General features: G+C 62.0%; 26 protein-coding genes. 7 read left to right on the plus strand and 19 right to left on the minus strand.

From position 1 onward, the window contains the following. Positions 1–101: 101 nt before the first annotated feature. The 14 genes from epsI to TBD_RS09065 form a co-directional block, all read right to left on the minus strand. The gene (epsI, locus tag TBD_RS09000) at positions 102–794 is read right to left on the minus strand and encodes an exosortase-associated protein EpsI, B-type (RefSeq protein WP_011312303.1); all 693 of its coding nucleotides are present in this window, start codon (positions 792–794) and stop codon (positions 102–104) included. Between the two features lie 23 nt (positions 795–817). After that, complete coding sequence (gene xrtB, locus TBD_RS09005; protein ID WP_011312304.1) at positions 818–1,714, minus strand: exosortase B; 897 nt, start codon at positions 1,712–1,714, stop codon at positions 818–820. Positions 1,715–1,732: 18 nt separating this feature from the next. Then, positions 1,733–2,623 (minus strand): chain length determinant protein tyrosine kinase EpsG, encoded by an 891-nt coding sequence (epsG, locus tag TBD_RS09010; protein ID WP_011312305.1) that lies wholly within the window; start codon positions 2,621–2,623, stop codon positions 1,733–1,735. A 155-nt stretch (positions 2,624–2,778) separates the two neighbouring features. After that, complete coding sequence (gene epsF, locus TBD_RS09015) at positions 2,779–4,164, minus strand: chain length determinant protein EpsF (protein WP_011312306.1); 1,386 nt, start codon at positions 4,162–4,164, stop codon at positions 2,779–2,781. Positions 4,165–4,228: 64 nt separating this feature from the next. After that, positions 4,229–5,023: a polysaccharide export protein EpsE gene (gene epsE / locus TBD_RS09020; protein ID WP_011312307.1), complete on the minus strand. Its 795-nt coding sequence runs from the start codon at positions 5,021–5,023 to the stop codon at positions 4,229–4,231. 160 nt (positions 5,024–5,183) lie between these two features. Beyond that, positions 5,184–6,461 (minus strand): XrtB/PEP-CTERM-associated polysaccharide biosynthesis outer membrane protein EpsL, encoded by a 1,278-nt coding sequence (gene epsL / locus TBD_RS09025; protein ID WP_238376440.1) that lies wholly within the window; start codon positions 6,459–6,461, stop codon positions 5,184–5,186. Further along, complete coding sequence (locus TBD_RS09030) at positions 6,458–7,117, minus strand: CAAX prenyl protease-related protein (RefSeq protein ID WP_011312309.1); 660 nt, start codon at positions 7,115–7,117, stop codon at positions 6,458–6,460. Before TBD_RS09030 ends, epsL begins: the two co-directional genes overlap by 4 nt. A 33-nt stretch (positions 7,118–7,150) precedes the next feature. Beyond that, entirely contained in the window at positions 7,151–8,101 is a 951-nt protein-coding gene (locus tag TBD_RS09035) for an EpsD family peptidyl-prolyl cis-trans isomerase (RefSeq protein WP_011312310.1), read from the minus strand. Between the two features lie 278 nt (positions 8,102–8,379). Next, positions 8,380–9,747 (minus strand): OmpP1/FadL family transporter, encoded by a 1,368-nt coding sequence (locus tag TBD_RS09040; RefSeq protein ID WP_011312311.1) that lies wholly within the window; start codon positions 9,745–9,747, stop codon positions 8,380–8,382. A gap of 138 nt (positions 9,748–9,885) precedes the next feature. Continuing rightward, the gene (locus TBD_RS14305) at positions 9,886–10,515 is read right to left on the minus strand and encodes an FxDxF family PEP-CTERM protein (protein ID WP_011312312.1); all 630 of its coding nucleotides are present in this window, start codon (positions 10,513–10,515) and stop codon (positions 9,886–9,888) included. Between the two features lie 422 nt (positions 10,516–10,937). Beyond that, on the minus strand, positions 10,938–12,320 hold the full coding sequence (locus TBD_RS09050) for an undecaprenyl-phosphate glucose phosphotransferase (RefSeq protein WP_011312313.1): 1,383 nt from the start codon (positions 12,318–12,320) through the stop codon (positions 10,938–10,940). 218 nt (positions 12,321–12,538) lie between these two features. After that, positions 12,539–13,339, minus strand: a complete 801-nt coding sequence (gene pepA / locus TBD_RS09055) for a flocculation-associated PEP-CTERM protein PepA (RefSeq protein ID WP_011312315.1) — start codon at positions 13,337–13,339, stop codon at positions 12,539–12,541. Positions 13,340–14,172: 833 nt separating this feature from the next. Beyond that, the gene (locus TBD_RS09060) at positions 14,173–14,856 is read right to left on the minus strand and encodes a PEP-CTERM sorting domain-containing protein (RefSeq protein ID WP_011312316.1); all 684 of its coding nucleotides are present in this window, start codon (positions 14,854–14,856) and stop codon (positions 14,173–14,175) included. A gap of 49 nt (positions 14,857–14,905) precedes the next feature. After that, the gene (locus tag TBD_RS09065) at positions 14,906–15,592 is read right to left on the minus strand and encodes a PEP-CTERM sorting domain-containing protein (RefSeq protein WP_011312317.1); all 687 of its coding nucleotides are present in this window, start codon (positions 15,590–15,592) and stop codon (positions 14,906–14,908) included. Positions 15,593–15,828: 236 nt separating this feature from the next. Here TBD_RS09065 and TBD_RS14835 point away from each other — a divergent pair, with 236 nt between their 5' ends. From TBD_RS14835 to TBD_RS14590, 7 genes are all read left to right on the plus strand, one after another. Then, positions 15,829–16,050, plus strand: a complete 222-nt coding sequence (locus TBD_RS14835) for a PP0621 family protein (protein ID WP_041432631.1) — start codon at positions 15,829–15,831, stop codon at positions 16,048–16,050. Continuing rightward, entirely contained in the window at positions 16,047–17,624 is a 1,578-nt protein-coding gene (locus tag TBD_RS09075; RefSeq protein WP_238376441.1) for a two-component system sensor histidine kinase NtrB, read from the plus strand. The genes TBD_RS14835 and TBD_RS09075 overlap by 4 nt, the downstream gene beginning before the upstream one ends. Next, complete coding sequence (locus tag TBD_RS09080) at positions 17,621–18,943, plus strand: sigma-54-dependent transcriptional regulator (RefSeq protein WP_011312319.1); 1,323 nt, start codon at positions 17,621–17,623, stop codon at positions 18,941–18,943. Before TBD_RS09075 ends, TBD_RS09080 begins: the two co-directional genes overlap by 4 nt. Before the next feature lie 201 nt (positions 18,944–19,144). Beyond that, entirely contained in the window at positions 19,145–20,203 is a 1,059-nt protein-coding gene (locus tag TBD_RS09085; RefSeq protein ID WP_011312320.1) for a site-specific integrase, read from the plus strand. 311 nt (positions 20,204–20,514) lie between these two features. Further along, positions 20,515–21,663 carry a DNA cytosine methyltransferase gene (locus TBD_RS09090; protein ID WP_011312322.1) on the plus strand — a complete coding sequence of 383 codons (1,149 nt, stop codon included), beginning with the start codon at positions 20,515–20,517 and terminating at the stop codon, positions 21,661–21,663. Continuing rightward, on the plus strand, positions 21,663–22,589 hold the full coding sequence (locus tag TBD_RS09095; RefSeq protein ID WP_011312323.1) for a DUF4928 family protein: 927 nt from the start codon (positions 21,663–21,665) through the stop codon (positions 22,587–22,589). The genes TBD_RS09090 and TBD_RS09095 overlap by 1 nt, the downstream gene beginning before the upstream one ends. Further along, complete coding sequence (locus TBD_RS14590) at positions 22,586–22,999, plus strand: very short patch repair endonuclease (RefSeq protein ID WP_011312324.1); 414 nt, start codon at positions 22,586–22,588, stop codon at positions 22,997–22,999. Before TBD_RS09095 ends, TBD_RS14590 begins: the two co-directional genes overlap by 4 nt. Positions 23,000–23,089: 90 nt before the next feature. Here the strand turns inward: TBD_RS14590 and TBD_RS09100 are convergent, their stop codons facing one another. The 5 genes from TBD_RS09100 to TBD_RS09120 all read right to left on the minus strand — a co-directional run bounded on the left by TBD_RS09100 (position 23,090) and on the right by TBD_RS09120 (position 25,925). After that, the gene (locus tag TBD_RS09100) at positions 23,090–23,374 is read right to left on the minus strand and encodes a hypothetical protein (RefSeq protein ID WP_011312325.1); all 285 of its coding nucleotides are present in this window, start codon (positions 23,372–23,374) and stop codon (positions 23,090–23,092) included. Then, positions 23,346–23,627, minus strand: coding sequence for a hypothetical protein (locus TBD_RS09105; RefSeq protein WP_187147189.1), 282 nt, complete (start codon positions 23,625–23,627; stop codon positions 23,346–23,348). Before TBD_RS09105 ends, TBD_RS09100 begins: the two co-directional genes overlap by 29 nt. A gap of 48 nt (positions 23,628–23,675) precedes the next feature. Continuing rightward, entirely contained in the window at positions 23,676–24,122 is a 447-nt protein-coding gene (locus TBD_RS09110) for a hypothetical protein (RefSeq protein ID WP_041432634.1), read from the minus strand. 544 nt (positions 24,123–24,666) lie between these two features. After that, positions 24,667–25,662, minus strand: coding sequence for a type IV secretion system protein (locus tag TBD_RS09115; RefSeq protein ID WP_011312329.1), 996 nt, complete (start codon positions 25,660–25,662; stop codon positions 24,667–24,669). A gap of 2 nt (positions 25,663–25,664) precedes the next feature. Continuing rightward, a complete protein-coding gene (locus TBD_RS09120; RefSeq protein WP_011312330.1) occupies positions 25,665–25,925 on the minus strand; it encodes a hypothetical protein in 261 nt (86 codons plus the stop codon). Positions 25,926–25,927: the final 2 nt, after the last annotated feature.

Below are 25,927 nucleotides of genomic sequence, written 5' to 3' on the forward strand. Positions count from 1 at the left end.
TAGCGGCGGTGCCGCTCTGGGCGAATCCGACTCACTTATCGCAAAAGCGAGAAAAATAGCCGCCCACTGCAACACTGCAGTAACTTGGCTGCCGGGGCCATTCAACTCGTTGGGTTGGAGGTTCCAACGATGCGCTTTCGCCCGGCCGGCGACATCGCCCTGAGCAGATCTCGGGCAAACGCGTCTTGTGCCTGATAGGCTTTGGCGTCGTCGGCTTGGATGCTGGAAACCCTGAACAGCAGGCCGTCGGGGATCTTGCCGGTGAGGCCGTATTTCAATTGGTTGAGCTTCCTCGTTACGCCGCTTACGGTGACGGCGTCCCCGACGGTGGTCCAATAGGTGATGGGCTCGATCCGCGGTCCCTGGGTGGCGACCAGACGCTTGACGGGGATGCGCGCCTTCCCGATCGAAAAGGTATCCGACGTGTTCTTGAGTATCTCGAAGCCTTGGGCGGGATAGCATACTTCCGGCTTGTGCACAGCCATCGTATCCGTCTGGTCGCCTCCGTACGCGACCGCGAGCATGATGCGGTCGCCGTCCCGGTTCACGTAGGTCCGCGACAGCGTATCGCTGTAGATCTTTTCAATCAGCGCCGTTTGCTGAGGGTTGGCTACCAGCGGTGCGACGGTGCTATCGATCGTCCAGTCGCCGAATTTTTCTGGAATCAGCTCCTCTAGGTTGACCTTAGGACCATTCTCCGCGACCTTGGTCGTCGGCTTGAGTGCGAGCGCGGCGCCTGCAGCGGCAAACATGCATAACCCGATGAGGAGGGGCTTGAAGCTGTCGAGTTTCATGGGGGGCTCCGGAGGTCGAACGATCAGGCCTTCGCCTTTACGCGCGGACGGTCGGGAAAGACGAATCCCAGCAGCGCGTCCAGCAGGAACAGAAACAGGAGACCGACGATGAACAGCATGATGCCGGCGAAACCGTGCAGGAAGCCCTGCCCGGCTTCGTCTCCCAGATGGTAAGTGACGAGGATCAACACCATGACGCGAACCACGTTGGCCAAAAACGCCATCGGGAGGATGGCGGCCATGATGATGAGGTTCCGCGCGATGCTGGTGCGTTGCATCAAATAAAGATACAAGAGTCCCATAGCCGTCAGGCTGAACATGGAATGCAAGCCGGAGCAGGCGTCGGCCACGAGTAGCTGATACTGCCCGACTGTGAGCGTCACGCCGCTGCGCGCGATAGGATAACCCGCGGCGTACAGCACCTGCTCTGCGATGACCGATATGTATTGCTTGAGCGGCCCGGTGGCGGCATCGACGACGAAGCCCGGCAGCGGAATCATGAACAGCAGGAAGAACAGCGCAAACCACAGGGCGCGTGCAGTGCGCCACCCGAGCGTGATGAGGAGCACGCCCAGAATCACCGGGATCTGCGAGCCGACCTCGAACAACAGGATGTCCTGCGATCGGCCGAGCGCGTAGGCAAGCAAACCGACGATCAACAGGGCCCAGCCGGTTGCCGCTTCGACGCGCGTAGGCGTGACCGCCTCGTCGACGAAAACGGCACGCTGCTGCCAGATCAGGAACAGTGCGACGATCAGCACGATGGGGCCGTGGGCCTGTTCCTCCGAATTCCACAAGCCGTGCGCCAGCATCCAGTAGGTGGGCACATAGAGAACCAGCAGGCCGAGCAGGATCGGCCACCAGGTCTTGAGGGGTCCGAGGGGATCGATCGCGGGGGCGCGGGTGGCGAGTGTACTCATGGCGTCAAGTCTGTGGCGTCAGTTAAGCACGACGGCGCCCACGACCTCGGCGCCGCTGAAGAGGATTTTTTCCTTGAGGTCGGCCAGCGCTGCCAGCCGACTGACGTTGCGACGGGCGGCAAGCAGCATCCCGCCCGAACGTGCCGTGACCAGCTGGAAGTCCGAACTGAATTGGGCGGGCGCCGTGTCGATCAGGATGATGTCGTAGGTCGTCTCAAGGCCGGCCAGTAGCGCGCCGAACGACGGCCGCGCCAGGAGTTCGGCCGGATTGGGCGGCGGTGATCCTGCCGGCAGCACGGAAAGCGTCTGGAACGGCTTGATCGTGTGCACCTGCATCGACGGCACGCGCTCGCCCAGAACGTCGGACAGCCCAACGCCGTTGCCGAGATTGAAAATTGTGTGCTGGCGTTGCTGGCGCATGTTGGCGTCGATCAGCAATACCTTGCGCCCCATTTGCGCAAACAGCACGGCTAGATTCGCCGCGAGGTAGCTCGCGCCGTCTTCGGGGCGCGCGCTGCCGATCGCGAGCGTCTTGCGACCGCTGTCGTTGAACCAGCGCAGCAGCAGCGCGGAGCGCAGTGAGCGCAGCGCCTCGGCCTCCTTGCCGTAAGGATCGGTGGCGGCAATCAGATCGGGACCAAGTTTGGCGTCCGCAGTGGAAATATTGGGATATTCGAACTGGTGCGACAGCGCCTGACGGACATCCGCTTCGGTCACGAGGCCGAGCTTGAGCGCCGCCTCGCCGAACCGCAGGTTTTCCTTCTGCTGCAATTTCAGGACGCGCTCCATGTCCTGCGCCTTGAGCTTGCCCGCATCCTGCAGCAGCCTGCCGATGTTGGCGTCCGCGCGGATGCGGGTGACCACCTCGGCCATACGGCCTTGCTCGCTGGGATTGGTGAATGAGTTCATCGGTTACCTCGGCTTAGCATGCGGTTGTTCGGGTGCGAAGATGCGCAATGATTGCCGTGCCGTCGGCCCCACTCTGACGGTGTTGTGGAGCAACCTTCGACGGGGAGACGCGTCCATACGCCGCGACCTCCATGGCTGTTGGAGCGACTCATGCCTCATGCCGCGGCGAGGCGCTCGCGACGGAACAGGCGGCGGCGGGGCCGTCCCCGGACCATCTTCCTGCCAACCTCGGCGAGAAGCGGAATGTCGAGTTCGGCAATGTCCTGCGCGGAGCGTACGCGGCGATCCCACAGCTCGACTAGGAACCCGATGCCCATCCCCAACAGCCCGCCGAGGAATATCGACAGAACGATGTTCAGGACGATGCGAGGCGAGGAAGGTTCGAGCGGCGGCACCGCGGGATTCAGAATGCCAATGTCGGTTTGCGTCGACTCCGCCTCCATCCGCGTCTGGCTGTAGCGCTGCAGGGCGGCGTCGTAGACACGTTGAGCACTCTCGACGTCACGCGCGAGCAGGGTCGCCTCCTCGCGCTGCTTTTTCAAGTCCAGTACACGTGCCTTCTGCGCTTCGAACGCGCCGGAGATGCCGCCGAGCCGCTGTTTTGCCGCGCCCGACGTTGCCTCCACCGCGCGGGTCGCCCGTGCGATCTCCTCATTCAATTGCGACCGGTACGAATTCGCCTCCGCCTGAAGGCGAACGTACTCGGGATGGTTCGGGCCGACCCGCCGCGCGAGTTCTGCAAGCTTGCCCTCGGTGGCGGCGACCTTTCCCTTCAGGCTTTGCACGACCGGGTTATTGATCACTTCCGGGAGATCGCCGCTGCCGCGGACCTTGGACGACGCATCGAACGCGGCCGACTGCGCGGCGACCATCTGAGCAGCGAGTTCCGCCATGCGCGCGGTTTCGACGTCCAAGCGCTGGTCGGATTCGACGAGACCTTTCTCCCGCTGATACGCGGTCAATTTCTGCTGGGCCTCGTCGAGCTTCGCGCGTAGCTGGGCAATCTGCTGGTCGTACCAGGTGGTCGCCTCCTTCGCCGGCGCCACGCGCAATTCCAGGTTTGTGTCGATGTAGGCCTTGGCGAAAGCATTCGCGACGATCGCGGCAAAGCGCGGATCCGCCCCCGAGTATTCGATCGAGATCGCGCTCGACTCACGGGAAGGTTCCACTTCGAGCTTCTCGAGCAGTAGATCTCCGAGCCATTGCTCGATGCTGCCCTGGCCTTGGGTGGCGTCCATGAATTGCTGGCGGATCGCCGGACTTTCGTCGAGTTTCAGGGCTCGCACCACGTTTCGGGCAACGCGAGCGCTCTGGATAATCTCGACCTGCGTAGCCATGTATCCCGGGAACATCTGCGAGGGCATGAGTTGGCCCGTGACAGGGTCTTTGCTCTTCGAGTCGATGACCACCATCGTGGTTGCCGAATATTCCTTAGGCAACAGAAAACTGACCACGGCGGTTGCGGTAACTGCGACCAAAAGCACGCCAAGGACGATCCATTTTCGTGCGTAGAGGACGAGAAGCAACTGTGTGAAATTCATTTGATACCTCTTCTGTGCTCAGGGAGGCCAACGTCTCCCGGGCTGATAGGGAGCGACGTTTCTCTTAGAACAGGCTTTCCTTGACGTAGATGACGTCGTCGGGTTTCACGAGGTCACCCAGTTCCCCGCTGACTTCTCGCACCGCTCCCTTGTCGTCTCGCCGCATGATCCGGATCCCGCGCTGCGTCCCGCGCGGCGTGAGGCCGCCGCCCATCGAGAGAGCCTGCATGAGCGTCATGTTCTGCTCGAGCCTGAAAGCACCGGGTCGCTGCACTTCGCCGTAGATGTAGAACATAGGCTGGCGCGCGACGTTGATGATGTCGCCGTCCTGAACCACGACATTGTTGGGGTCTCCACCTGGGTTAAACAACGCAAGCACATCGATCTGGCGATATTCGATCTTGCCGTCGCGCTCACGAACCAGCGTGATGACGTCGGCGCCGTCGGGGAGGATGCCGCCTGCCAAGGCGAGCGCGTCGCTGACGCGGCCCGCTTTCTCCAGGGGATATTTGCCCGGGCGGTTCACCCGCCCCAAAACGGAGACCTGCTGGCCGCGGTACTGCACGACGTTCAGCGTGACGAAGGGCTGCACGACGAACCCGCCTTTGCTGAGGCGGCTGGCAATCTCCCGCTCCCCTTCAGCGGGTGTTGTACCTGCGAGCTTAACCTCGCCGATCAAGGGAAAACTGATGTTGCCCTTTGCGCTCACCCGAGCATCGGTGGTGAGGTCGGGCTGCCCATATACAGTGATCCTCACCACATCACCGACACCCATGCGGTAATCGGTATCCCCGCTCAGCGCCGGCGGTGCCAGCAACATCAAACACATCGCACAAACGGTACGCCACAACTTCATCATCTACTCTCTCCAATCCGCGGCCAGCCCAGGCTGACGCGCTCCTGCCAGTCAAGTTCGCCGCTTCGGCGCCGCTACGGCCGGGTGTTAAACAACGGGACCGTTATATTGTTTATGCCCGCAATCTCAGAACACCTCGGCGCCCCAACGCCTGCCACGACAGTCAAAAGTCCCCTCTCACGCTCAGGAAGACAGCGTGAAAGTCATATCCGTATCCTGTGATGTTGGAATCACGTTTTCCCGCCTGGACACCGAGTTCGATCGTTGCGGCCTCTATCGGGCTGTAACCGACGGAAAGCGAGCCGGACACGGTGTCGTCGTCACGTTGGTCGCCGACAAGCGGGCCGCCAGGATCGCCCTCGAACTGACGGTTCTCGAACGCGGCGTTCCCGCGGACAGTGATTTTCGACGTCGCGCGCCAAGCCGCACCGAGACTCGTCCCGGTATTGATCTGATACGTTGCATCGTCGCGGTCGGAGTTCGCCACTTCGCGGTAGATCGCCGCGTTGAGCGTCGTCTTCCCCGTGAGCATGTAGTCGGCGGACAGGCGGCCGGCAACGCCGGAAAAGTCCCGTTGTGCCCGCGTATCGTGTTCGCGTTGGACATAACCGATCTTCCCGTGCGCGATGAGCTTGCCGGTCAAGGTCCAATCCCCGAGCAGGTTGTACTCGGTCTGCGTGTATTCCCGATCCAGCGTGGAGGACACGGGGCGATTCGGGTATTCGCCCTCCGCCCGACGCAGTTGCCCACTCAGCTTGCTTCCTTTTGGCGTCTTGTAGCCAAGCGTCGCGTGAACGCTATCCTCTTCGTAGTCCAGGAGCGTCAACACGCTGTTGGTCGACTCGACGGTTGCGGCGCCGGCTCCGACGCTCCAGCGTGGATGAAACTGCCATGCACCGTCCGCAAAGCCACGTCGCAGCGTGACCTCGTTGTTCACCGGTACCCCTCCTTGATTTCCGAGGTTGGACTGCGTCACCTTTTCTGTCCCGCCGATCCCGCCGGACAGGTGGTTTCCGAGTCGCCAGTTCCAACGCAGTTGGTAATCCGAGCCGTCATAATCGAGATGGTCGTAGCGCGAAAACCGGACGAGGCTCTTGCTCGCCTTTGCGAGCACCTGCTGCCGGCCGGGACGCCAGTCGACATTGAGCCCGGCGGTCAAAACGTTGTACTGGTCGGACTTGTCGGGCACGAGGGAAGACTCGTTGTCGTCGAGGCGATAGAGATTGCTGTCGTAGTAACGCGTGTAGGAGACGAAGGGGCTGAAAGTATCACCTTCCGCCGCGAGGCCTGGCAGCGCATACAGCGCAGCAACTCCCACCCCCGCAAACAACAGCATCCCGTCGCGCCGTCCGCGCCCGACCTTTTCGCGGCGCGGCTCGCATCCGCGCTGCACGGTCTCCCGCGGCAATTCTTTTAGACGCCCAACCAAACGTTTCTTCACCAAAACCTCCACTGCTCCGTCGTAACGACATAGGCACCCAGCAAGCCGTTGGTTGTCGCGTGCGCGACAACGGGGGCCCACAGGTTGCGCGTATGGATATACAGCCAGCCGTAAGCCAGACCTGCGATCAATCCAGCGAACCACTGAATATGCTCCACTGCGAATAGCGCGCTCGCTATCAAGAGCGCCTTCACGCCGACCCGGCCCGGATCGAGCGCCAAGAAATCGGACTGCTGCAGCCAGCGCTGAAGGAACGAGCGCCAGAACAGCTCCTCCATGATCGGCACCACGAGCGCGGCGCCCGCGATGCGGAACGCGACGAGCAGCCAGTCGATGCGACCCTCGGCGCCCCTCGGGTCGTACCCCTCGCCTGCTTCGCCGAGCAACATCCATCCGGCATCGAGGTTGACCCACAGCACCAGGACGACGATGCCGACGGCGAGCGACAAAAGCACATGCTTGGAGCGCAGGCCATATTTATGGAGTTCGGCGTAATGGCGCCACAGCACGACAAGGGCGAGCGCTACGATCCCCGCCTTGATGGGATATAGCCAGCGCACGTCGAAGCCGGTCGCGTAATCGCGGAGCACGCCTTCGAGGACGAGCAGTCCGATATACAGGCCAAACGGCAGGCTGCGGACAAATATGGCAGACATAAGGCAAGCGAGCGCCTTCGCGCCCGCCTCTTGTCACAGACCCGAAATGCCCTTGCTGATCGCGTCGGCGTCGGCGTCGGCAGCCGGAGCGGCTGCCTTGGCAGCGGCCGGCTGCGCGGCCGCCGCGGTGGTTTCCGTGCCCGCATCGGCAAATTCACCGACGTATTCGATCTTGGCGTTCGCCTTGAGCGCGTCGAGCTCAGCCTTCGCCGCTTTTTGCCGCGTCTCGGCCTGAAGCGCGCGGGCAATCGCCGGCTTGGCTTGCTCGAGCGTGACAGGCTGGGCCTGGGAATCGGCGACGACGAGAACCAGAAGCCCGTTAGGGGCGTTGGCGACGAGCGCCTGCCCGTTCGGCATTTGCGCCAACTTCGGCAGCACGGCGGCAGGTAACTGCTCCGCGGGCTTCACGGCCTGCCCCACTTTCGCCGGGAGATTTTCAGCCTTGAGCCACGCCAGGAAATCATTAAGCGTCTTCGACGCCTCAAGTTGTTTCCGGATCGCGTCGTGCTTTTCCTTTGGCGCCTGGATCGAGACTTCCTGCAGGCGGTAGATCTTTCGCTGCGCGAACATCTCGGGGTGGCTGTTGAAGTACTCCGAGATCTCCCCGTCGCTCGGCTCGCTCGGCGTGCCGAGCTTACGGGCCATATAGGCCTCGGCGAGGATCTGGCGGCGCGCACTGTCCACGGCTTGAACAACCCGCGGATCGCGGTCCAGCTTCTCCTCGAGCGCTCTCTGCACAACCAGTTCCTGATCGACCAAGTTACGCACCACCTGGAGCGACGCCGGCTTGGCTTGATCCTTGTCGAGATTGGGAATGCGCTGAAGCGCATAGTTCACTTGGTGCACCGTTAGCTCGGTGCCATTGACCTTAGCTGCGACCTGCGACGCTGGCTTGTCGGCGGCGGCCTCCTCCTTCTTGTCTCCACAGCCAGTAACGAGCGCGGCCAACACCAAGGATACATACGCCTTTTTAATATGTTGCATTTTTTCTTCCTCGAATCCGGTTATTGGAAATTATTTAACCGGGATGTTACATCAAGCGCGCGGGCATCGACATGTGAGAAGAGTCGCTCCCTGCTCCGGAAAACAAAAAAATATTTCGCGATGAGTGACGCGAGGTTTAAGAGAGTGAGAATGTCACCTATATTGGTCTATCAGGTCACCCCATCAAACGCCCGGGCTTTTGTAGGAATCCATAACCCCCGCGGCTGCTGGAGGAAGCCGCCGTGCGCTGCCACGGCGGCGCGCGGGCACGTTTGGTGTCAGTATTGCACGCCGAAGCCCACGCCCAGAACGTGTTGGTGCATGCTAAATGACACGCAATCGACAACAGCCTGAGCGCATCCCTCTTGGGTATTGTTGGCGACGTACATATAGGTACCTGAGAGCTCCCAGTCTATTTCGCCTTTTATTTTCTTGGTAAACCCTAGGGAGTAATGGCGCTCGACAATGCCTGGCGCAAGCGCGCTAAAGACTAGCTGATCATTGCGAACCGGCGTCTTCCCGTAGTTGTACCCCAATCGGAGGGTCAGATCCGGTGTTGCGGCATATATGAGCCCTAGCTTATAGACAGTCATGTCCTTCCAGCCAAAACCCATGCCTTCGTCATTCCCAAGCTTCCCGGCCGCTGAAGGGCTGAGAGCGAGTAATAGGATTTCCGATTGGGAGACGCCCGACCCTGTCGCCGTGCCGGGCCCCGGGTTCCCGATCGCAGCAACATCGCTGTACTTGATTCTAACGACGTCCGCCGCGACCGTCAGAGTTTCAGTCGCTTTAACTGCGAGACCCATCCCATAGGTTTCCGGAATATCAAAATCGCCCTGCTCGGCGAATAGCCCTCGATATTTATCGAGCTTGGTCATATAAGTTTTTGAGGCCCAAGTCGCCCCCAGCGAGACCCGGTCGTTCGCGAATTTTCCGAGCCATCCCAAACGCACCCCGGCTCCGTAAGAATAGTCGTAGCCCTGATTTGTCATGTGTTCGGGATCAGAACTGATTCCGAAGAAGGCGAACTGGCCTATGCCGTTTGCCTTAAACCGTTGCGCAGCCAAATTGATTGACGCTCCGATGCTATGCTGGTCCGATAACTTGTACGCAGCAGTCACCGGGGCGATAACTTGCATCAAGTCGACGCCTAACGATGAATCAGGCTGCGACCCCGCGATGCCGGCTGCCGCTGCCAACGGGGCGAGCCCAGGAGATGCAAAGATATTTTCCTTATAAGTTGTGTTCATACCTCCGTTTCCAACAACCGCGACGCCGACGCTCAAGCGTTCATTCACCGGCATGGTGAACGCCATGTCGGGCATCAAGTAGAGGCGATTTCCGCTTTGCGATTCCGCATTGAATCCAAACCCCCCTTCTGAAGCTGGCGACTCCGGGCCGGTCTTTGACTTACGTTCAGGATTGAAAAGGGACAACCCGAGGTCCACGCGCATTCCCGTTTGTGTAGCGTTGGCTGGGTTTGCCGCCTGAGACAGCGCGTCGGCCTGCACAGCGATGCCAACACCGCCCGCCCCTTGGGATTTAACGCCGAAGCCTGGCAAGAAATAGCCATTGGTCGCATAGGCCGACGGAGCGGCGAGGACTACGAGGGCCGCAGTAGCAGATCGCTTCAATATATCTTTCATGAACAAAGAACTCCCCCCAAAACGACAGTAATAGTTAATGACGCTCGCCAGCCGCGGAACGAACAAAAAAAATGCAGCGGGGAACCCCGCTGCATTTTTACCGCTTACATCAAACCGCGACACAGCGGATACGCTATCTCAAGCAACCAACTTACGACGACGAACCGCAAATCCCACCAAACCCAAGCCGGCGAGCATCATGCCGTAGGTCGACGCCTCAGGAATCGGCGCAACGGCCAGCGTCCCGTTAACCGTCCAGCCGCCGGTGGAGCCATCGAAGGGGCCGCCGCTAATGGTCGACGTCCAAGACATCGTGTAGTTACCGGCGGCATCGACCGTTCCGGTCACGCCTGCTGCGCCTTGGTTAAAGTAGTTCCCGTTCCAGTAAGCAGTCCAAGACGACATGTCAATGTTCAGCGCGCCGCCGAGTTCGGCCGTTCCGCTCGGCACGGGGCCGCCCGGGGCGATCGAAGACCCACCGAAAGGCGTCGTGGAACCCGGACCGGTGAACACCGACACCGGGCCGAAGACACCGAAGTTGAAAAGGCCGCTGGTCGGGGCATTGAGGTTCACAGTGCCGTACCCGCCGACAACGTCAAAGGCGGGATCGATATTCGCCGCGATAAACGAGTCCGCGGCGCCGCCATTCATTGAGAATGTGCCGCCCGTAACGGTCATCGACGTAATGGCGGTCGGGACCGCACTTGCAACAGTGGCAAAACCTGCGAGTACCAGTCCGGCGGCCATTTTAGTAATTGCGAATTTCATTTTGTCTCCTCATGTAGAAAGTATCGATCGAACAACACCTACATCCTCCTGCCACTTGGTGTACGACTCTTTTCACCTGTGAAGCTTTCGCGGCGACTCACTTTTAGCAATGGCCGTTCCACCCTATTCCAGATTTTTCTTATGAGCCTTGCAGAACATAGGGTTACGAGTGACACGCCGAACGTGACACCGGTCCGCCTAGTAGTTTCAACCCAGATGTGTAAAGAAAACCGACGGTTTTTGGCGCAAAAGCAGAGATGATGCTAGAGATTCCGCCCACCGACGACTGGCGACGCTCGCGCACTTGCGTTAAATCAAGCGCTTACGGTGCAGCCAAGAACTGTAAAATTTATCGACAAGCGCTTGTCTCATCATTTATTTTTATAGTCGTACAAGCGTTGAGGAATGGCGCCCTTAGGCGCTCAGTAGGCGTTCTGGTCCCGCCAGACGACGGCGAGGGTCTTGCCGATGATCATGAGGTCGAACATGAGCGACCAGTTGCGCATGTAGTCGATGTCGTACTGGATACGCGCGCGCATCTTGTCGAGGGTTTCGGTCTCGCCGCGCAGGCCGTTGACTTGCGCCCAACCCGTGATGCCGGGCTTGACCTTGTGGCGGAGCATGTAGCCCTTGATGAGCTTGCGGTACTGCTCGTTGTGGGCGACGGCGTGCGGGCGCGGGCCGACGACGCTCATGCGGCCCTGCAGGACGTTGATGAACTGGGGCAGTTCGTCGAGCGAGGTGCGGCGGATGAAGGCGCCGAAGCGGGTGATGCGCGGGTCGCTGCGGCCGGCCTGCTTGATGACTTCGCCGTCGTCGCAGACGCGCATCGAGCGGAACTTGTAGACGAGGATTTCCTGGCCGTCGAGGCCGTAGCGTCGCTGCTTGAAGATGATCGGCCCCGGGGACGAGAGCTTCACGCCGAGCGCGAGCACGAGCAGGATGGGCCAGATCATGAGCAGGATCAGGCTTGCGATGACGACGTCGCTGATCCGCTTGCCGATGCCGCTGACGCCGAGGGTGGGCGTTTCGGTCAGCGCAACGACGGGCATGCCGTGGATGTGGTCGACCCGTGCCTGGATCAGATCCGAGACAAATATGTCCGGGACGAAGTAGACCGAGGCCGTGGTGTCCCTCAGGGCGTCGAGCAGCGTCAGCGTGCGCGGCTGCGACGCCATCGGCAGCGTGATGTACACCAGATCGATGCCGTTCCGATTGACGTATTCCGGAATCTCCCCGAGCTTGCCGAGCAGGCGGGTCGGGTCGACGAGCTCGGTGCGGTCGAGCGCGCGGTCGTCGAAGAAGCCCATGACGTCGACGCCCAGCGCGCCGTCGCTCGCAAAGCGCCCGTGCAGTTCTGTGCCGAGATGTCCCGCGCCGACGACGATCGCGCGGCGGCGACCGCCTTCGAGCAACAGCAGGCGCGGCAGGATGCGCCGCACCACGCGGTGCGCGACGTACATCGCCACGGGTGTCGACACCATCCACGCCATGACGAGATTGGGCGGGAAGAAATCGAGGTAGCCGCTGGAATAGCCGAACAGCAGGATCAGGCCCGAAAGGAAAAACCACGGCATGACCACTTCGTTCCAGAAGGCGCGCAGGGACACTTCCGGCCACTTGCCGGGAAAGGTCAGCGTAAAGACGATGAGGGCGAGAACCGGGTACGGTCCACGGAAAGCCTCGCCGAAATAGAAGGTCCAGGCCATCAACACCAGCACGGCCACCAAGGGGTCGAGCAGGATTTTGGTCAGGGATACGACGGAAAGCTGCTGCCGAAACAGCCACTGGTTGTGGTTGGTCATGACTCCTGACGCGCCTCAGCGGGACGCGCCCTCCTCGGGCCTGTGGGCAGGCTCGTTGGTATGTTGGACATGCGATGACACAGCATACAGCGAAAGGAAGTCATGCGACAAAACATTCGACTACCGGTCAAGCGTTGACGAGACCGAGCGCGCGCCAGGGGGATTCAACAAAAAAACGGCTTCCTTTCGGAAGCCGTCAACCCCCAAGTACCGCCGGATCAGATCATGGAACGGGTACGGCGGCGGGCCATGAAGCCGACCAGGCCGAGGCCGGCCAGCATCATCGCGTAGGTTTCCGCTTCCGGAACGGCCAGGGCGAGATAGCCGTCGGCAGCGTAGAGGAGGTCGCCGCTACCCGCGTCATAGGTGTTGCCACCGACGCTCGTGATGCCGCTCAGGAAGGGCGCGTCGAGTTCGCTACCCATGCGCAGCGTGAAGATGCCGCCGCCGGTCGCGATCGTGTCGGGGTTGAACACGGACGTGTCGTAGTCGGTGATCGCGATGGTGATGTCGGTCACGCCGAAGCTCAAGTCCGCGGCGGCAGCGCCCGCGCCGCTCGTGATCGTGCCGGTCAGGATCGCCTCGCCGTCGGAGAACCCGCTGTCGGTCGTGTAATCGCGGTCGCGCGTCGTGTCGCGATAGAGGTTGAACGTGCCGCCGGTCACCGTGATGCCGCCGATGGCCGAGACGCTCTCGGTGAAGGTCGCGACCGCGGTCAGTTCATAGGTGTCGTCGAGGCCGGCTGCCACCACAGGCACGCCCGACAGCTCATGCTTGGTCACGTAGGACTGGTATACGCCGTCGAACGTGAAGGTGCCACCGCTCATGCCGGTGGGCTGGAGCAGCACGACGCCAGCGCCCGCGTCGTAGGTGTTGAACGGACCGACCACGTCCTCGTCACCCTCCGACGAGCCGGCCGTATAGTCCGCGGTCCCCACCCAGCTTTGCGCGTAGGCGGACGGGCCTGCGAAGACCGAAGCTGCGAGCAGGGTGGCGAGCAAGATTTTGTTACGGTTCATTACTTTCTCCTTTGACACTGTCAGATGGTTGGTTGGCTATTCACACAAGGGCCAGTGAAAGGAAGCCGGGGAAACCGACTTCCACGCCCACGTCCTGTAGAGCAAGACGTGGGCCCATCAACCCTACCCACTTGTATGTAAAGGCGTTTTATGTTGTCCGTACGCAACAGCGGTTACGGGCACCGGCGAAAGTGTAAAGAATCCCGACAACCCGTGCCACTACTTGCTTCTGGAGCACCTACAGGTGGACTTCCGGTTCTCCTACAAACGAATAAGGCGCCATGGAAGAAGTATATGTGGTTTTATTACAACGTTAATCCGACCGTTTTCCATGGGGTCTAAAGCGGCCCAAAGAGGGTCCACACACCGGAATTGGCGCGTTCAGAACGGTGTGGCGAGTTGCGCCTGAATGAACAGGAACTAAGGAGACTGACGTTTTGCCGATCGCGCGATCGCGCCCTGAGCCGTCCGAACAGACGAGGCGCGCCAACAGAGGGAACTACAACGCGAGGGGCTGAGGAGGGTGCTGAAGGTTCGCGTGAGGGGACGCGGAACCTCGGGCCTAAAGCCAAAAATCGCGCACCCGCATAACTTGGGTCGGGCGACAGGGGGGCGGCAATGGAACTGGGTGTCTTTCGACCTGCCGACCAAAACACTGACGGAGCGCAGTGCTCTACCAAGCCCTTGCGTGGCGGGATGGCGCGTTTCCGGCGCCACGCGCAACTCGAGGCCTATGACGAGGGCGATCCCGAGAGCGGCGGGCAGCGCCGCGCGCCCACAAAGAACAACGGCTCCCCGCAGGAGCCGTTGTCTCAAGTCGACCGGCGTTCAGGTCAAGCGCGACGTCTCGCAAACAAGCCAACCATCCCCAGGCCGGCGAGCATCATGAGATAGGTGTCGGCTTCCGGAACCGGGGCAGTGACCGCCGCGACAGTAGCGCCATTTTTCCAGATCTCGGCTGCGCCCATCGCGAAAAGCTGATTCGAGAGCGTGAGCGTCACGCTGTTGACGACGCCGTCGGAGCCGCCCCAGCCCGACGACGGAAGCCCAATCGACGCCGCTGCGGTCCAGTTGCCACTTGTGCCGACCAGGGTCGAGCCGAGGATGGCGGCGGTCAATTGATTCGCGGTTGAACCTTCGATGTCGATCGCCTTGAGGTCGCCCGCGATCCACGCCGTACCGCCCGCGACCGCGTAGCCCCCGGATTCGGAGAGATCGAAGCCCGTCAATGCGTAGCCGCCATGCGCGGTCACCGTGATATGGACGGTCTGGCTGGCATACAGACTGCTGCCGTCGGCGTAAAAGTCGGTGGGCCCGGACGGACCGACCGCATTGGGTGTAAAGACGAGGCTGTCACCCGCGACGCTCGCTTCACCAAAGAGCCCGAGCGGGCTATCTATAGTGAAGTCGACGGTTGCCCCGTATAAAGTCGTTGCGGCCGCGGCCGTGCCGCTGACCCCGCTCGCTACGATCATCGCCGCGCCGAGCGCCAGCACCATCCCGTTATTGGTTCCCATGTTCCTCCTGCCTCCCCTCCGTTTATTTATGTGTGTTGCCGCTGGCGGCTCAAGTGGATTGCCGCGTCCTGCTGCGACGCCGACCGGCGGCGGCGATTGCGGCGAAACCGCCCACAAGCATCAGCGCGAGGCCCGAGGGCTCCGGGACGGCGTGCGCCCGAGTCTGCACGCGGAATCCTACGTAGGTGCTCTGGATGAACCCGATCCCCCGAACCGGCTCGCCGGTCAGCGTGTTATCGAGCGAAATCTGGAGCGTTCTCGCGCCGTCCAGGGCACTGCCGCCCAGCACTCCGCCAAAGTCCCAGCCGGTGGTGACACCCACGGCAGTCAACGCGTCTGCGGAATCGATGGCGAGCGTCGCGGCAGCGCCGGTATCGAGATCGCGCGCCTCGAGCGAAGCCGACGCGGCGACCTGCCCCGCGTTCGAGAGGAAGTAGTTGCCGTTCTGTGCGAACACCAGCCCGTCGAAAACGTAACCGGGGTCGATCGTCATGGTGAACTGCAGTCCCGCCTGCATGTTTGCGGAGGGACTTGCCGTGGCGAGCGCGAGGTTCGTCGGCAGGAAATACACGGTGTCCAGGGAGCCCGAGAGCTGGCCCTGGCGGTAGACGCCGACCTGCGCGTCGTCGTAGGTGATCGAGAAGTGGTCGCCGTCGAGAACGATCGGACTCGCCTGCGCGAGAGCGCTGACGGAGAGAAAACCCAAGGTCAGGAAGACATTGCGCAGAGCCAGCATAGTATTTTTTACAGCGTGTGATTGTTATACGTACAACGGAGCAAGATGCAGGCCCAAGTCGCCTACCATCCGATTATGTAATTGTTTTAATTGGATATTTTTATGCGCTCGGGCCTTCTACTGCTGCGCATCGTGGGCTGGCGTAAAGAAAGTCGACGAGCTTTTCTCATCGATGAAACGGCGGGCGCCGGCGAGCGAAGGTATCCTTGGCGTCGACCTGTCTTTTGGAGATCCACGTGATCAAGATCCTGTTGCTGATCGCCGCCGTATTCGTCGTCGTGGCGCTGCTGCGCACCTACCAGCGTTCGATCGCCCGCCCGTCGTCGTCGACCAAGGACAAGGTAGAAGACATGGTGAAATGCGCCCACTGCGGGGTGAACCTGCCGCGCAGCGAGGCGATCTATTCCGGCGGCGACTTCTACTGCACGCCCGAACACCAGCGCATCGGCAAAAAATGAGTCTCGCGGCCCCCATGCCGCGCCCGCCGACGCCGGGCTATTTCGCGTCCCACTGGCGTAGCCTGGATTATTTCAACCTCTATCGCCTGACCCTCGCGGCCGCGCTGGTCTTCGGCGCGCAGATGTTCTACGGCGACGCGAGCCTGTTTCGCTCCGATGCGGCGGAACGCTTCCAGATCATCGCCTACGGCTACCTCGTCGCGGCGGCGCTGTTCATTCTCGGGGTTCGCGCGCGCTGGCCGCGCTTCGACGTCCAGCTCACGATACACATCTTCGCCGACATCGTGCTGGTGACGCTGATGATGTCGACCAGCGAGCGGCTCGCCGGCATGGGGCTCCTGCTCGTCATTTCGATCGCCTCCGGAGGCCTGGTCGGCCGGGGTCGTCTGACCCTGCTCTATGCCGCGGTCGCATCGATCGCGGTGCTGCTCCAGCACGCCGTCAGCATCCTGCAGGGCGGTCAGGGCACCGACAGCCTCCTGCAGATCGCGCTGCTCTGCATGGGCTACTTCGCCATCGGCATCCTCGCCCACGCGCTCACCCAGCGCGCGCTGCAGTCCGAGCGCCTGGCTCAGCAGCAGGCGGATGAACTGGCGCTGCTCAACCGGATCAACGCGCTCGCGATCGAGAACTCCCCGGACGGCCTGCTTGCGATCCGCGGCGACGGCGTCCTGCGCCACGCGAGCCCGCGCGCCCTCTCGCTGCTCGGCGTCACCGCGCCGATCCGGCCCGGACTGACCCGGCTCGACACCTGCGCGCCCGCGCTCGCGCAACTGGCGCAGCGGGTCGAGCGCGGCTCGACCGCCGTCCTCGACACGCCGCTCGCCCGCCTGCGGGTCCGCTGCATTCCGCTCGGCATTCCGGACGACAGCCGCGTGCTCGTGCTCGAGGACCAGAGCCAGGCCGAGCAAGCGGCGCAGCGGCTCAAGCTCGCGGCCCTGGGCCGCCTGACCGCCAACATCGCGCACGAGATCCGCAACCCGCTGTCAGCCATCACCCAGGCCGCGCAGTTGCTGCAGGAAGACGCCCAAGGCCCGACGCAGACACGCTTGGTCGCGATCATCGAAAACAATGCGCGCCGCCTCGACCGCCTGGTCGAGGAAGTCCTCACGCTCAATCGGCGCGACCGCCTGCGCCCGGTCCGGATCGACGGCGCGGCCCTCGGCGCGATGATCGACGAATTGCGCCAGACTGAAGAAATCCCGGCGACTGCCGTCATAGTCGAGATGGCTGAAAACGTTCGTTTCCACTTCGACGCCGACCACCTGCGCCAGATTCTCTGGAATCTGCTGCGCAACGCCTGGCGATTCAGCACGCGCGCGGCCGGCAGTATCCGCGTCAGCGCGCGCACCGTCGGCGAGACGCTCCAGCTCGACATCGCGGACGACGGCCCGGGGGTGTCGCCGGAGCAGCAGGGAAAACTGTTCGAGCCCTTCTGCACGACCGACGCGCAGGGGACCGGACTCGGCCTCTTCCTCGCCCGCGAACTGGCCGAAGCGAACCGCGCGGCGCTCGTCTACCTGCCCGGAGCCGGCGGCGCGAATTTCCGCCTGAGCCTGCGTCAGGACACATGAAACCCTCGAACCGCCCGCGCATCCTGCTCGTCGACGACGAGCCCGACCTGCTCGACCTGATGGAGCTCACGCTTCTCAAGATGGGCCTCGAAACCGACCGCGCGCTGACCGTCACCGACGCCTGTTCCCGGCTCGCGAATACGCCTTATGACTTGTGCCTGACCGACATGCGCCTCGGCGACGGCGAAGGTCTGGAAGTCATCGCCGCGGCCAATGCCCTGCCGGTCCCGGTCCCCGCGGCCGTCATCACGGCTTACGGCAACGCCGGCAACGCCGTCGCGGCGCTCAAGGCCGGCGCCTTCGACTACCTCGCCAAGCCGGTGGCGCTCGATCAATTGCGCACGCTCGTGAAGTCCGCGCTGCAGGTCCCGGCCTCGTCGGGTCAGGCGGCGACAGCCCGCGGGCTCATCGGAAACTCGAGCGCGATGCAGGACATCCGTGCCCGCATCGCCAAGCTCGCGCGCACGCAGGCGCCGGTTCACATCAGCGGCGAGTCAGGCAGCGGCAAGGAGCTCGCCGCACGTCTGATCCACGAAACGAGCAATCGGGCCGACAAGCCGCTGGTCGCCGTCAACTGTGGCGCGATTCCCGAGGCGCTCATGGAGAGCGAATTCTTCGGCTATCGCAAGGGCGCCTTCACGGGTGCGGAAGCCGATCGCACCGGCTTCTTCCAAGCGGCCAACGGCGGCACGCTCTTCCTCGACGAGGTCGGCGACCTGCCGCTGTCGATGCAGGTCAAGCTGCTGCGCGTGCTGCAGGAAAAGAAGGTGCGCAAGGTCGGCGCGACCACCGAGGAAGACGTCGACGTGCGCATCATCAGCGCGACGCACCAGAATCTCGCGGCACTCGTCGAAGCCGGCCGATTCCGCCAGGATCTCTATTACCGGCTCAACGTCATCGACCTGCTCATGCCGAGCCTGCGCGACCGCGCCGAGGACATCCCGGAAATGGCGCGCTTTCTGCTCGAAAAGCTCGGCGGACGCGCGGTCGAACTCGAGCGCGACGCCGAAAAGGCACTCTGCACCTACGCTTTCCCCGGCAACGTGCGTGAACTCGAAAACATCCTCGAACGTGCGCTCGCCCTGTGCGAGAACGCGCGCATCCGGGCCGCGGACCTCAACCTCGTCCCCCCGCCGCCTTCGACCGCGGCGATGCCGGGAAGCAAGTATCCACTGCAGGACTACCTGGATCAGACCGAACGCGCGGCCATCATCGAAGCGCTCGAGCAGACTCGATACAACAAGACCGCGGCGGCGCGGCTACTCGGCGTGACCTTTCGCAGCCTGCGCTATCGGCTGGAACGCCTGGGCATCGAATAGGGTTTCCGGCGGTCCAAAAGAAAAAATCCGCAGGCCCAGCGGGCTGCGGATTTCCGGAGACGATGGTGCCGCTTGTCGGATTCGAACTGACGACCTACCGCTTACAAGGCGAATTGTATAACCCGTGAAAGCCTTGAATTTGTTCGACTACAGCAAATTCGATAGAATTGTTGTCACCCGCTCGTCACCCGCGATTTTTAAATGGCAACAATCCGTAAAAGAGGCGAATTGCAGTGGCAGGCCATCGTCAAACGGAAAGGCTACCCTCTGCAATCCAAAACCTGGAACACTCGCAAAGAGGCCGAAGCTTGGGCGCGGCAGATTGAAAGCGAGATGGATCGCGGTGTCTTCGTCAGCCGCGCCGAGGTGGAGCGGACGACGCTGCAGGATCTGATCGGGCGGTATCGCATCGAAGTGCTGCCAAACAAGCGTGGCAAGCACTTCGGCCCGGCCCTGAGGGTGCTGGAACAGCACCTGGGGAAATATTCGCTCGCCGCGCTGTCGCCGAAGCTCATCGCCGGCTTCCGTGACAAGAGAACGAAAGCCGGTCTGTCAGCATCGACGGTCAAGAAAGAAATCAATCTGCTCTCGAAGTTGATCGACCTGGCCGGTAAAGAATGGGGGGTCGCGTTGCCCGCGAACCCCTGCGCGATGGTCTCCAGGCCGGTCGAGAAAAACGCCAGGGACCGCCGCCTGCAGCCGGAGGAAGAAAAGTATCTGCTGACCGCTTGCGAACAGCACGTCGCGCTCCTCTCCCGCTTTGCGCTTGAGACCGCCGCGCGCTTGGGCGAGCTGCTTGCGCTACGCTGGGCAGACGTTGACACGACGAAGCGGGTGATGGTGATTCGGGGCATAGACGAGCGCGGCACAAAGTCGGGCGATGCGCTCCGTGCTGTCCCTTTGTCGCCTGCCGCGGTTTCCGTGCTGGATGAACTGAAGAAGCTACCGCGAGGGATCGACGGCCGAGTGTTTTACTGGTGGAAAGCGTCCGACAGTTTTAGCAAGACGTGGGGGCGCGCATTGACGCGGGCGCACGCCTCGTACATCGCCGACTGCGAGAAGGCCGGGGGGGAGCCGGACCAAGCATTTCTGATAGACCTGAGGTTCCACGATCTACGCCATGAGGCAACGTCACGCCTGTTCGAAAAAGGCGTGTTCGACAGCATGGAGGTCGCCAGCATCACGGGGCACAAGACCCTCGCCATGCTCAAGCGGTATACGCACCTGCGGGCTGAAGATTTGGCGAAGAAGCTGGGCTAGTGCTTTTCCCCCGCGATTGGGACTGTCTCTTTATGGCAAAGCCGCTTTAAGGATTTTGGATGCACAATTGCCGTTTTGGATACACAATTGTGCGCTCTCATGCTAGTGTGCGGTCATGAAAGATGCCGCTATCCGGATCCGGGTAGAGAGAGAGCTTCGAGAAGCCTTTGCTGAAGCCTGCCAGTCAGAAAACCGGCAGGCTTCTGACGTATTGCGAGAGTTCATGCGAACTTTTGCGGACCAACATCAAGATGGCAGGCAAGCAAGCCTGTTTGCAACCCCGCCCTTGAAACAAGGCAGGAGAAGGAACAATGCCTAGCTTTTACGAATTCTTCGCCGGCGGCGGCATGGCCCGCGCCGGCTTGGGTGCCGAATGGGATTGCCTATTCGCCAACGATTTCGATCCGAAGAAGGCGGCGAGCTACGCCGTCAATTGGGACGGCGATGAGTTACGCGTCGGCGACGTGGGGACGCTCACAGTCCCCGATCTGCCAGGCCGCGCTGATCTCGCTTGGGCGTCATTTCCATGCCAGGACCTTTCCCTAGCCGGCGCGGGCGCCGGCCTCAAGGGGGAGCGCTCGGGCACGTTCTGGCCGTTCTGGAAGCTGGTGAAGGCGCTAGGCGATGAAGACCGCGCCCCACGCCTGGTCGTCCTCGAAAACGTCTACGGTGCCCTCAGTTCGCACGGCGGAAAGGACTTTGCGGCGATCTGCGCCGCGCTCGCGGGCGCGGGCTACCGTTTCGGCGCGGTGATCGTGAACGCGGTCCACTTCCTCCCGCAGTCGCGTCCCCGACTGTTTATCATCGGCGCGCTCAAGTCGATGCCCGTGCCTCTGGGACTCGTCGCCGGCGGCCCAGCCGGCGAATGGCATCCGGCGGCGCTGGTAGAAGCCTATGGCAAGCTCTCCAGACGATCACAAGGCGCGTGGGTGTGGTGGGACCTTCCCGCGCCGCCGATCCGCGCCTCGATCTTCGCCGATTTAGTGGAAGACGATCCCCAGGGCGTCACTTGGCACACGCCGGCGGAAACCAAGAAGCTACTTGCCTTGATGAATCCCCATAACCTGGCGAAGGTCGAAGCTGCGAAGAAAGCCGGCCGCCGCATGGTCGGCACGATCTACAAGCGCACGCGCGCCGACGGTCCCAATGGCGAGAAAGCTCAGCGGGCAGAAATTCGCTTTGATGATATCGCCGGCTGCCTGCGCACGCCCGTAGGCGGCTCCAGTCGGCAAACCATCATGGTCATCGAAGGCAAGCGCGTCCGCTCGCGCTTGCTGTCGCCGCGCGAAGCCGCTCGCCTCATGGGCCTGCCGGATACCTACATGTTGCCGAAGAACTACAACGAGGCCTATCACCTCGCCGGCGACGGCGTGGCCGTGCCGGTGGTGCGCTTCTTGGCCGACAGCGTCCTAGAGCCGCTGCTGGCCGCCGCCCTTGCGACCGAGAAGAAGGCGGCGTAGTGGCGGACTTGCGAAGCGCGCTCCAGACCTTTAATAAGGAATGGAAATTCAGCAGCAAAGGTCCGCTGTGCGTGGCGCTGGTCATCACTCAGCACGCACGCAAGATGGGTTTGCCGCTCGATCCGGACAAGCTGCTGACTGATGCCGGCGGCCAAGTGCTCGGCCTCGGAAGAGCGGCCGTGCAAGCGGTCCTCAACCGCCACGGCATTACCCGTGTCCTGGCCGCCGAAGGCGGCCGGACGAGCCGCGGCAGCATCAACAACATGCGTGAGTACGTCGGGTTTCTCAACGAGCTGATCCGCCCCGTGGATCTCGATGCCATTGAAGCCTACTGGATCGAGCGCGTGCACGAGTTCTTCGCGGCCAAGCCGTTCAAAATTCGCTTGGACGCTTCGCGTAGCCTGAGAACGCTGGTCCGGGATGTCATCGTCCAGGCCGATGAGCGGCAACGCAACACGCCGGGCATGCAGTACGCGGGCGCGGTGCTGCAACACCTGGTCGGCGCGAAACTGGATTGCGCCCTGGGCAATGGCTCATTCGGGCACAACAGCTTTTCCACGTCGGACGCGCAATCGGGTCGCGCTGGCGACTTCTTCATCGGCGACGTTGCTGTCCATGTCACCACTGCCCCGGGCGAGGCCGTCGTCGAACGCTGCCGCGACAACATCAATGATGGCTTCCGGCCGATTATCGTAACCACGGCGCGCGGCCTGACGGCGGCCGAGGTCCTGGCCGAGAACGCCGGCCTAGGGGAGCGTATCGACGTTTTCGAGGTCGAGCAGTTCGTCGCCCTGAACCTGTACGAGTTAGGCAAGTTCGCAGCTGACGGCCGCCGCGTCGCGGTCGGCGATCTGGTGACGCGCTACAACGAAATCATTGAAGAAGTCGAAACCGATCCAAGCCTCAAGATCGAGTTTCGCCAATGACCGAAACGCCGGAGCTGCGCAGCCGCACAATGCGAGCTGTGCGCTCCCGCGACACCACCCCCGAACTGGCCGTCCGCCGGCTTCTGCGCGGCATGGGCCTCACAGGCTATCGTCTCCATCGCAATGGGCTACCCGGTAAGCCGGACGTCGTTTTCGTTGGTCGAAAGAAGGCAATCTTCATTCACGGCTGTTTCTGGCACGGCCACGATTGTCAACGCGGGCGGCGAGTGCCGCTGACAAACGCAGACTACTGGTTGCCCAAGATTCAACGCAACCGGCAGCGCGACGCCAAGCACTTGACCGAGTTGGCACGGCTTGGCTGGTCCGTACTAACGGTCTGGGAGTGCGATCTGCGCGACCCTATTGAACTAACCGCAAGACTCCGTTCATTCCTTGAGCGCACCGTCTAGCCACTTCGCGCCTACGGCCTCCAACTTTATCGAAGCATAACAAGAGGTATTCGTGATAACCCGCATAATCACGAATGGCAGATTTCGAGTCTAATCGTCGAATCTCGCCTCGTCGGCAGCATCGACGAACTCGGCGAGCCGAGGAATCAGTGCCGCCACGCGCGCAACGTCTCCGCTCTGCGCTTCGTGCAGCAACCACGCGAGCATGATTTCGATCGCCAGTTCAGGTCGCGCGTGCAGTGCGATCCAGCCGTTGCCGTCGTACTCATCTAGCAGCATCTGCCCGCAGTCGAGCGCGGTGAGCGGGCCGGCGCCCGGGTCGTGTGATTCGAGCCAGGCCACCGGGTCAATTGCTGCCGGCGGTTCTTTCGACATGATGGGTCTCCTTTTCTTTGTGCATCTGCGTTTTCTCCTGCTCACTCCGCTGCTTCTCGAGCGGGTGCACCCTCGCGTATTCGTTGTAAGTGCCGACACTGTTTCCGAGCATCGGGAGACCCCAGTTCGCCCCTATAGCGAGCGCCACGAGGCCGACCACACGGGCGATCCAACGCCAAATCAGATTGCCCAGATTCCAGCCAATGGAACCGCCGAGGCCGTAGCCGAAACCGCGCTTTATATAGGTCCACATGCTCTTCATCTTCCCTTTCGCGTTACCGTCGATCCTGTCAATGTTTGCTCATGCCGGCTCCGTCGCGCTTCGACTTGCCTCGAGAAAGTGGAGGAACCGGCGCGACAAGACCTCAACGCGTCGCAACACTCGCTCAAGATCAGCCTGCAGGTTGCCGAGCATGATCCCGCCCCGGGCCATAGCGGCCCCCGGCGGGGTCAGAAGCCAGCGCTCGAAGATCTCTTCCGTGTCTGCCCGGAACATGAGATGCATCGCGAGGGTGATGGTGCGGGCTACTTCGCGTTGATAACACGCTATGCGGCCCCCATCATCGATCAGAATTTGCTGGAGTTCGGCTTGAGAATGTTTGGCTATGGCATCAACCAACATATCGGTTTTCAACGCCAACTCGTGTGCCATTGATTCACAAATGTCTGGAATTGCCTGAAATTGCCCGCGTTCGATGGCTTCTACGAGCTTGGATTTTGGGGTTTCGGTCATGGTCGTGGTGCTCATGCTTGTCTCCTTTTGCCTTCAAAACTGCCGGATTCGAAGATTCTGGAGCCCCGGCTTTCTGCTCCGGCGCTGGCTGGTGTCCTGCTTGCCCGCGCTGCCGTCTTTCGTGAGTTCCTTCGCCCTTGCGACGGGTTTAGACGGGCTGGCGGGGGATGCAAGGGGACGTGGAATAAATGTCGGCCCACCGGGCGCGGGCTTTTTTGCGCCCGGCGGGCCGATCGTTTTATGCCGCGAAAGCCCCTTGCAAGGCGATGACACGGGGCACGGCGCGCTTAAGGCGGGCGGCAGCTTGCCCGCCCGCGCGACGGGGCACGGGGCAGCGCCGGTCCCCCGCCAGCCCGGCTATGGTCGCTAAAAAAGGGCGAAGGAACTCACGAAAGACGGTGCGGTTTGCGCGGGTCGCCCCGGCTGCGACGGTGCGGCTTTGAAGGTTTTCTGACCATCGCGACGGCGCAGCCGTGGCGATGACCACCCGGCAAGCCCAAAGGGCGCGCAGCGCGCCGCCGGTGCCGAAGGCTCGGGCACGATTGCGCGCGGAGCCACGTCAACCTCCGCTCGGCGGCTTGGCCGGGGGCGGTGAACCGGGCGGTTTTGTGCTGGGCGCGCGAGCCAGCTTGATACGACTCATGACCGCCGCGCCCACGCCACCCATGCCTGCACCGCCTCCGCCGATCATCGCTGCGGCAATGTCGTCGGCTCGAAAGAGCATGAAGCTGATATACACGAGCACGGCAGTCATAGCCATGAATCCGCCGAATTGCGCACCGATCTCGAGGTACCACGGCAGCGATGGATCGCGAGCCATTTCGATCATTAGATCGCTGTAGCCGGCGATGGCGTTCGCACCAAGAATCGCAACCGTAACGCCAACGACGAGAGCAAAGCCCTGCGCGAGCATGAACGTGAGCCAGTTCCGGGCAAGGTGAGAAAGCGGCTGGAAGGGCATCCAGGCGATCAGTAAGGGTCCGAAGATGACGCCAAGCTGCAAAGCTAGCAGCGGCCCGTATAGCGCGTATATGAGGGCCAGGCTCACGACGAGCGCGATTAAGAACAGCAGCAGTTCGAAGAGCGCTGCGGTGAGCGAGGAAAGAACCGCGCCCCCAATGCTTTCCTCGCTCGTGATGAAATCGCGCACCTGCTCCCATGTGCTGCGCTCATCGACTGTACGGGAGTTCGGGAACATGGATTGCGATAGTTTGGTGATTGCGTTTTTGACTGCCTCCGGCCCGCTGCCGCTGCCGTCCACGGCGACGATCGGCGCGGTCAGTTCTTTCGAAAAAAATTCGGTCAGGGTTTTCATGTAGCCGTCCCACCCGAACAGCAGCGTCAGAGGAATAGTCAGGATCAGACCGGCGCGCGTCAGCCGCGCCAGGGCGTCGGAGGCGCCGCCCCCGAGCCACCATTCGTAGATCGCAAAAATTGCGGACATCGAGACTGCGAGCGCCAAAAAGGTTTTGCCAAGGGGAACATAAGCCGAACTCATCGCCGCTGCGTGCTCGATCAGAGGGGACAGCAGGCCTGAGATATCACCAAGCGCCATGATTACCTCGCAACCAGTTGGTAGATAAGGTAGATCCAGCAGAGCACCGAGAACGGCGCGAGGATCGTCAGCCCCGGGTAGCGCTGGGAAAAATAAACAGCGAACGCCCGCCAGTCGAACCCGCCGCCGTTCTCGTCGTTTGCCGGGTCAAGCCCGGCCTGCTGCCGTCGCGCGACGGCGGCGACCAGATCGGCACGCTCATGCTCGCCGCGCGCGACGAGGCGAGCGACAAGATCCACGGTTTTGTTGTTGTCGCTGCTCATGT

Origin of the sequence: Thiobacillus denitrificans ATCC 25259 (assembly GCF_000012745.1) — a bacterium.
Lineage (GTDB): Bacteria > Pseudomonadota > Gammaproteobacteria > Burkholderiales > Thiobacillaceae > Thiobacillus > Thiobacillus denitrificans_B.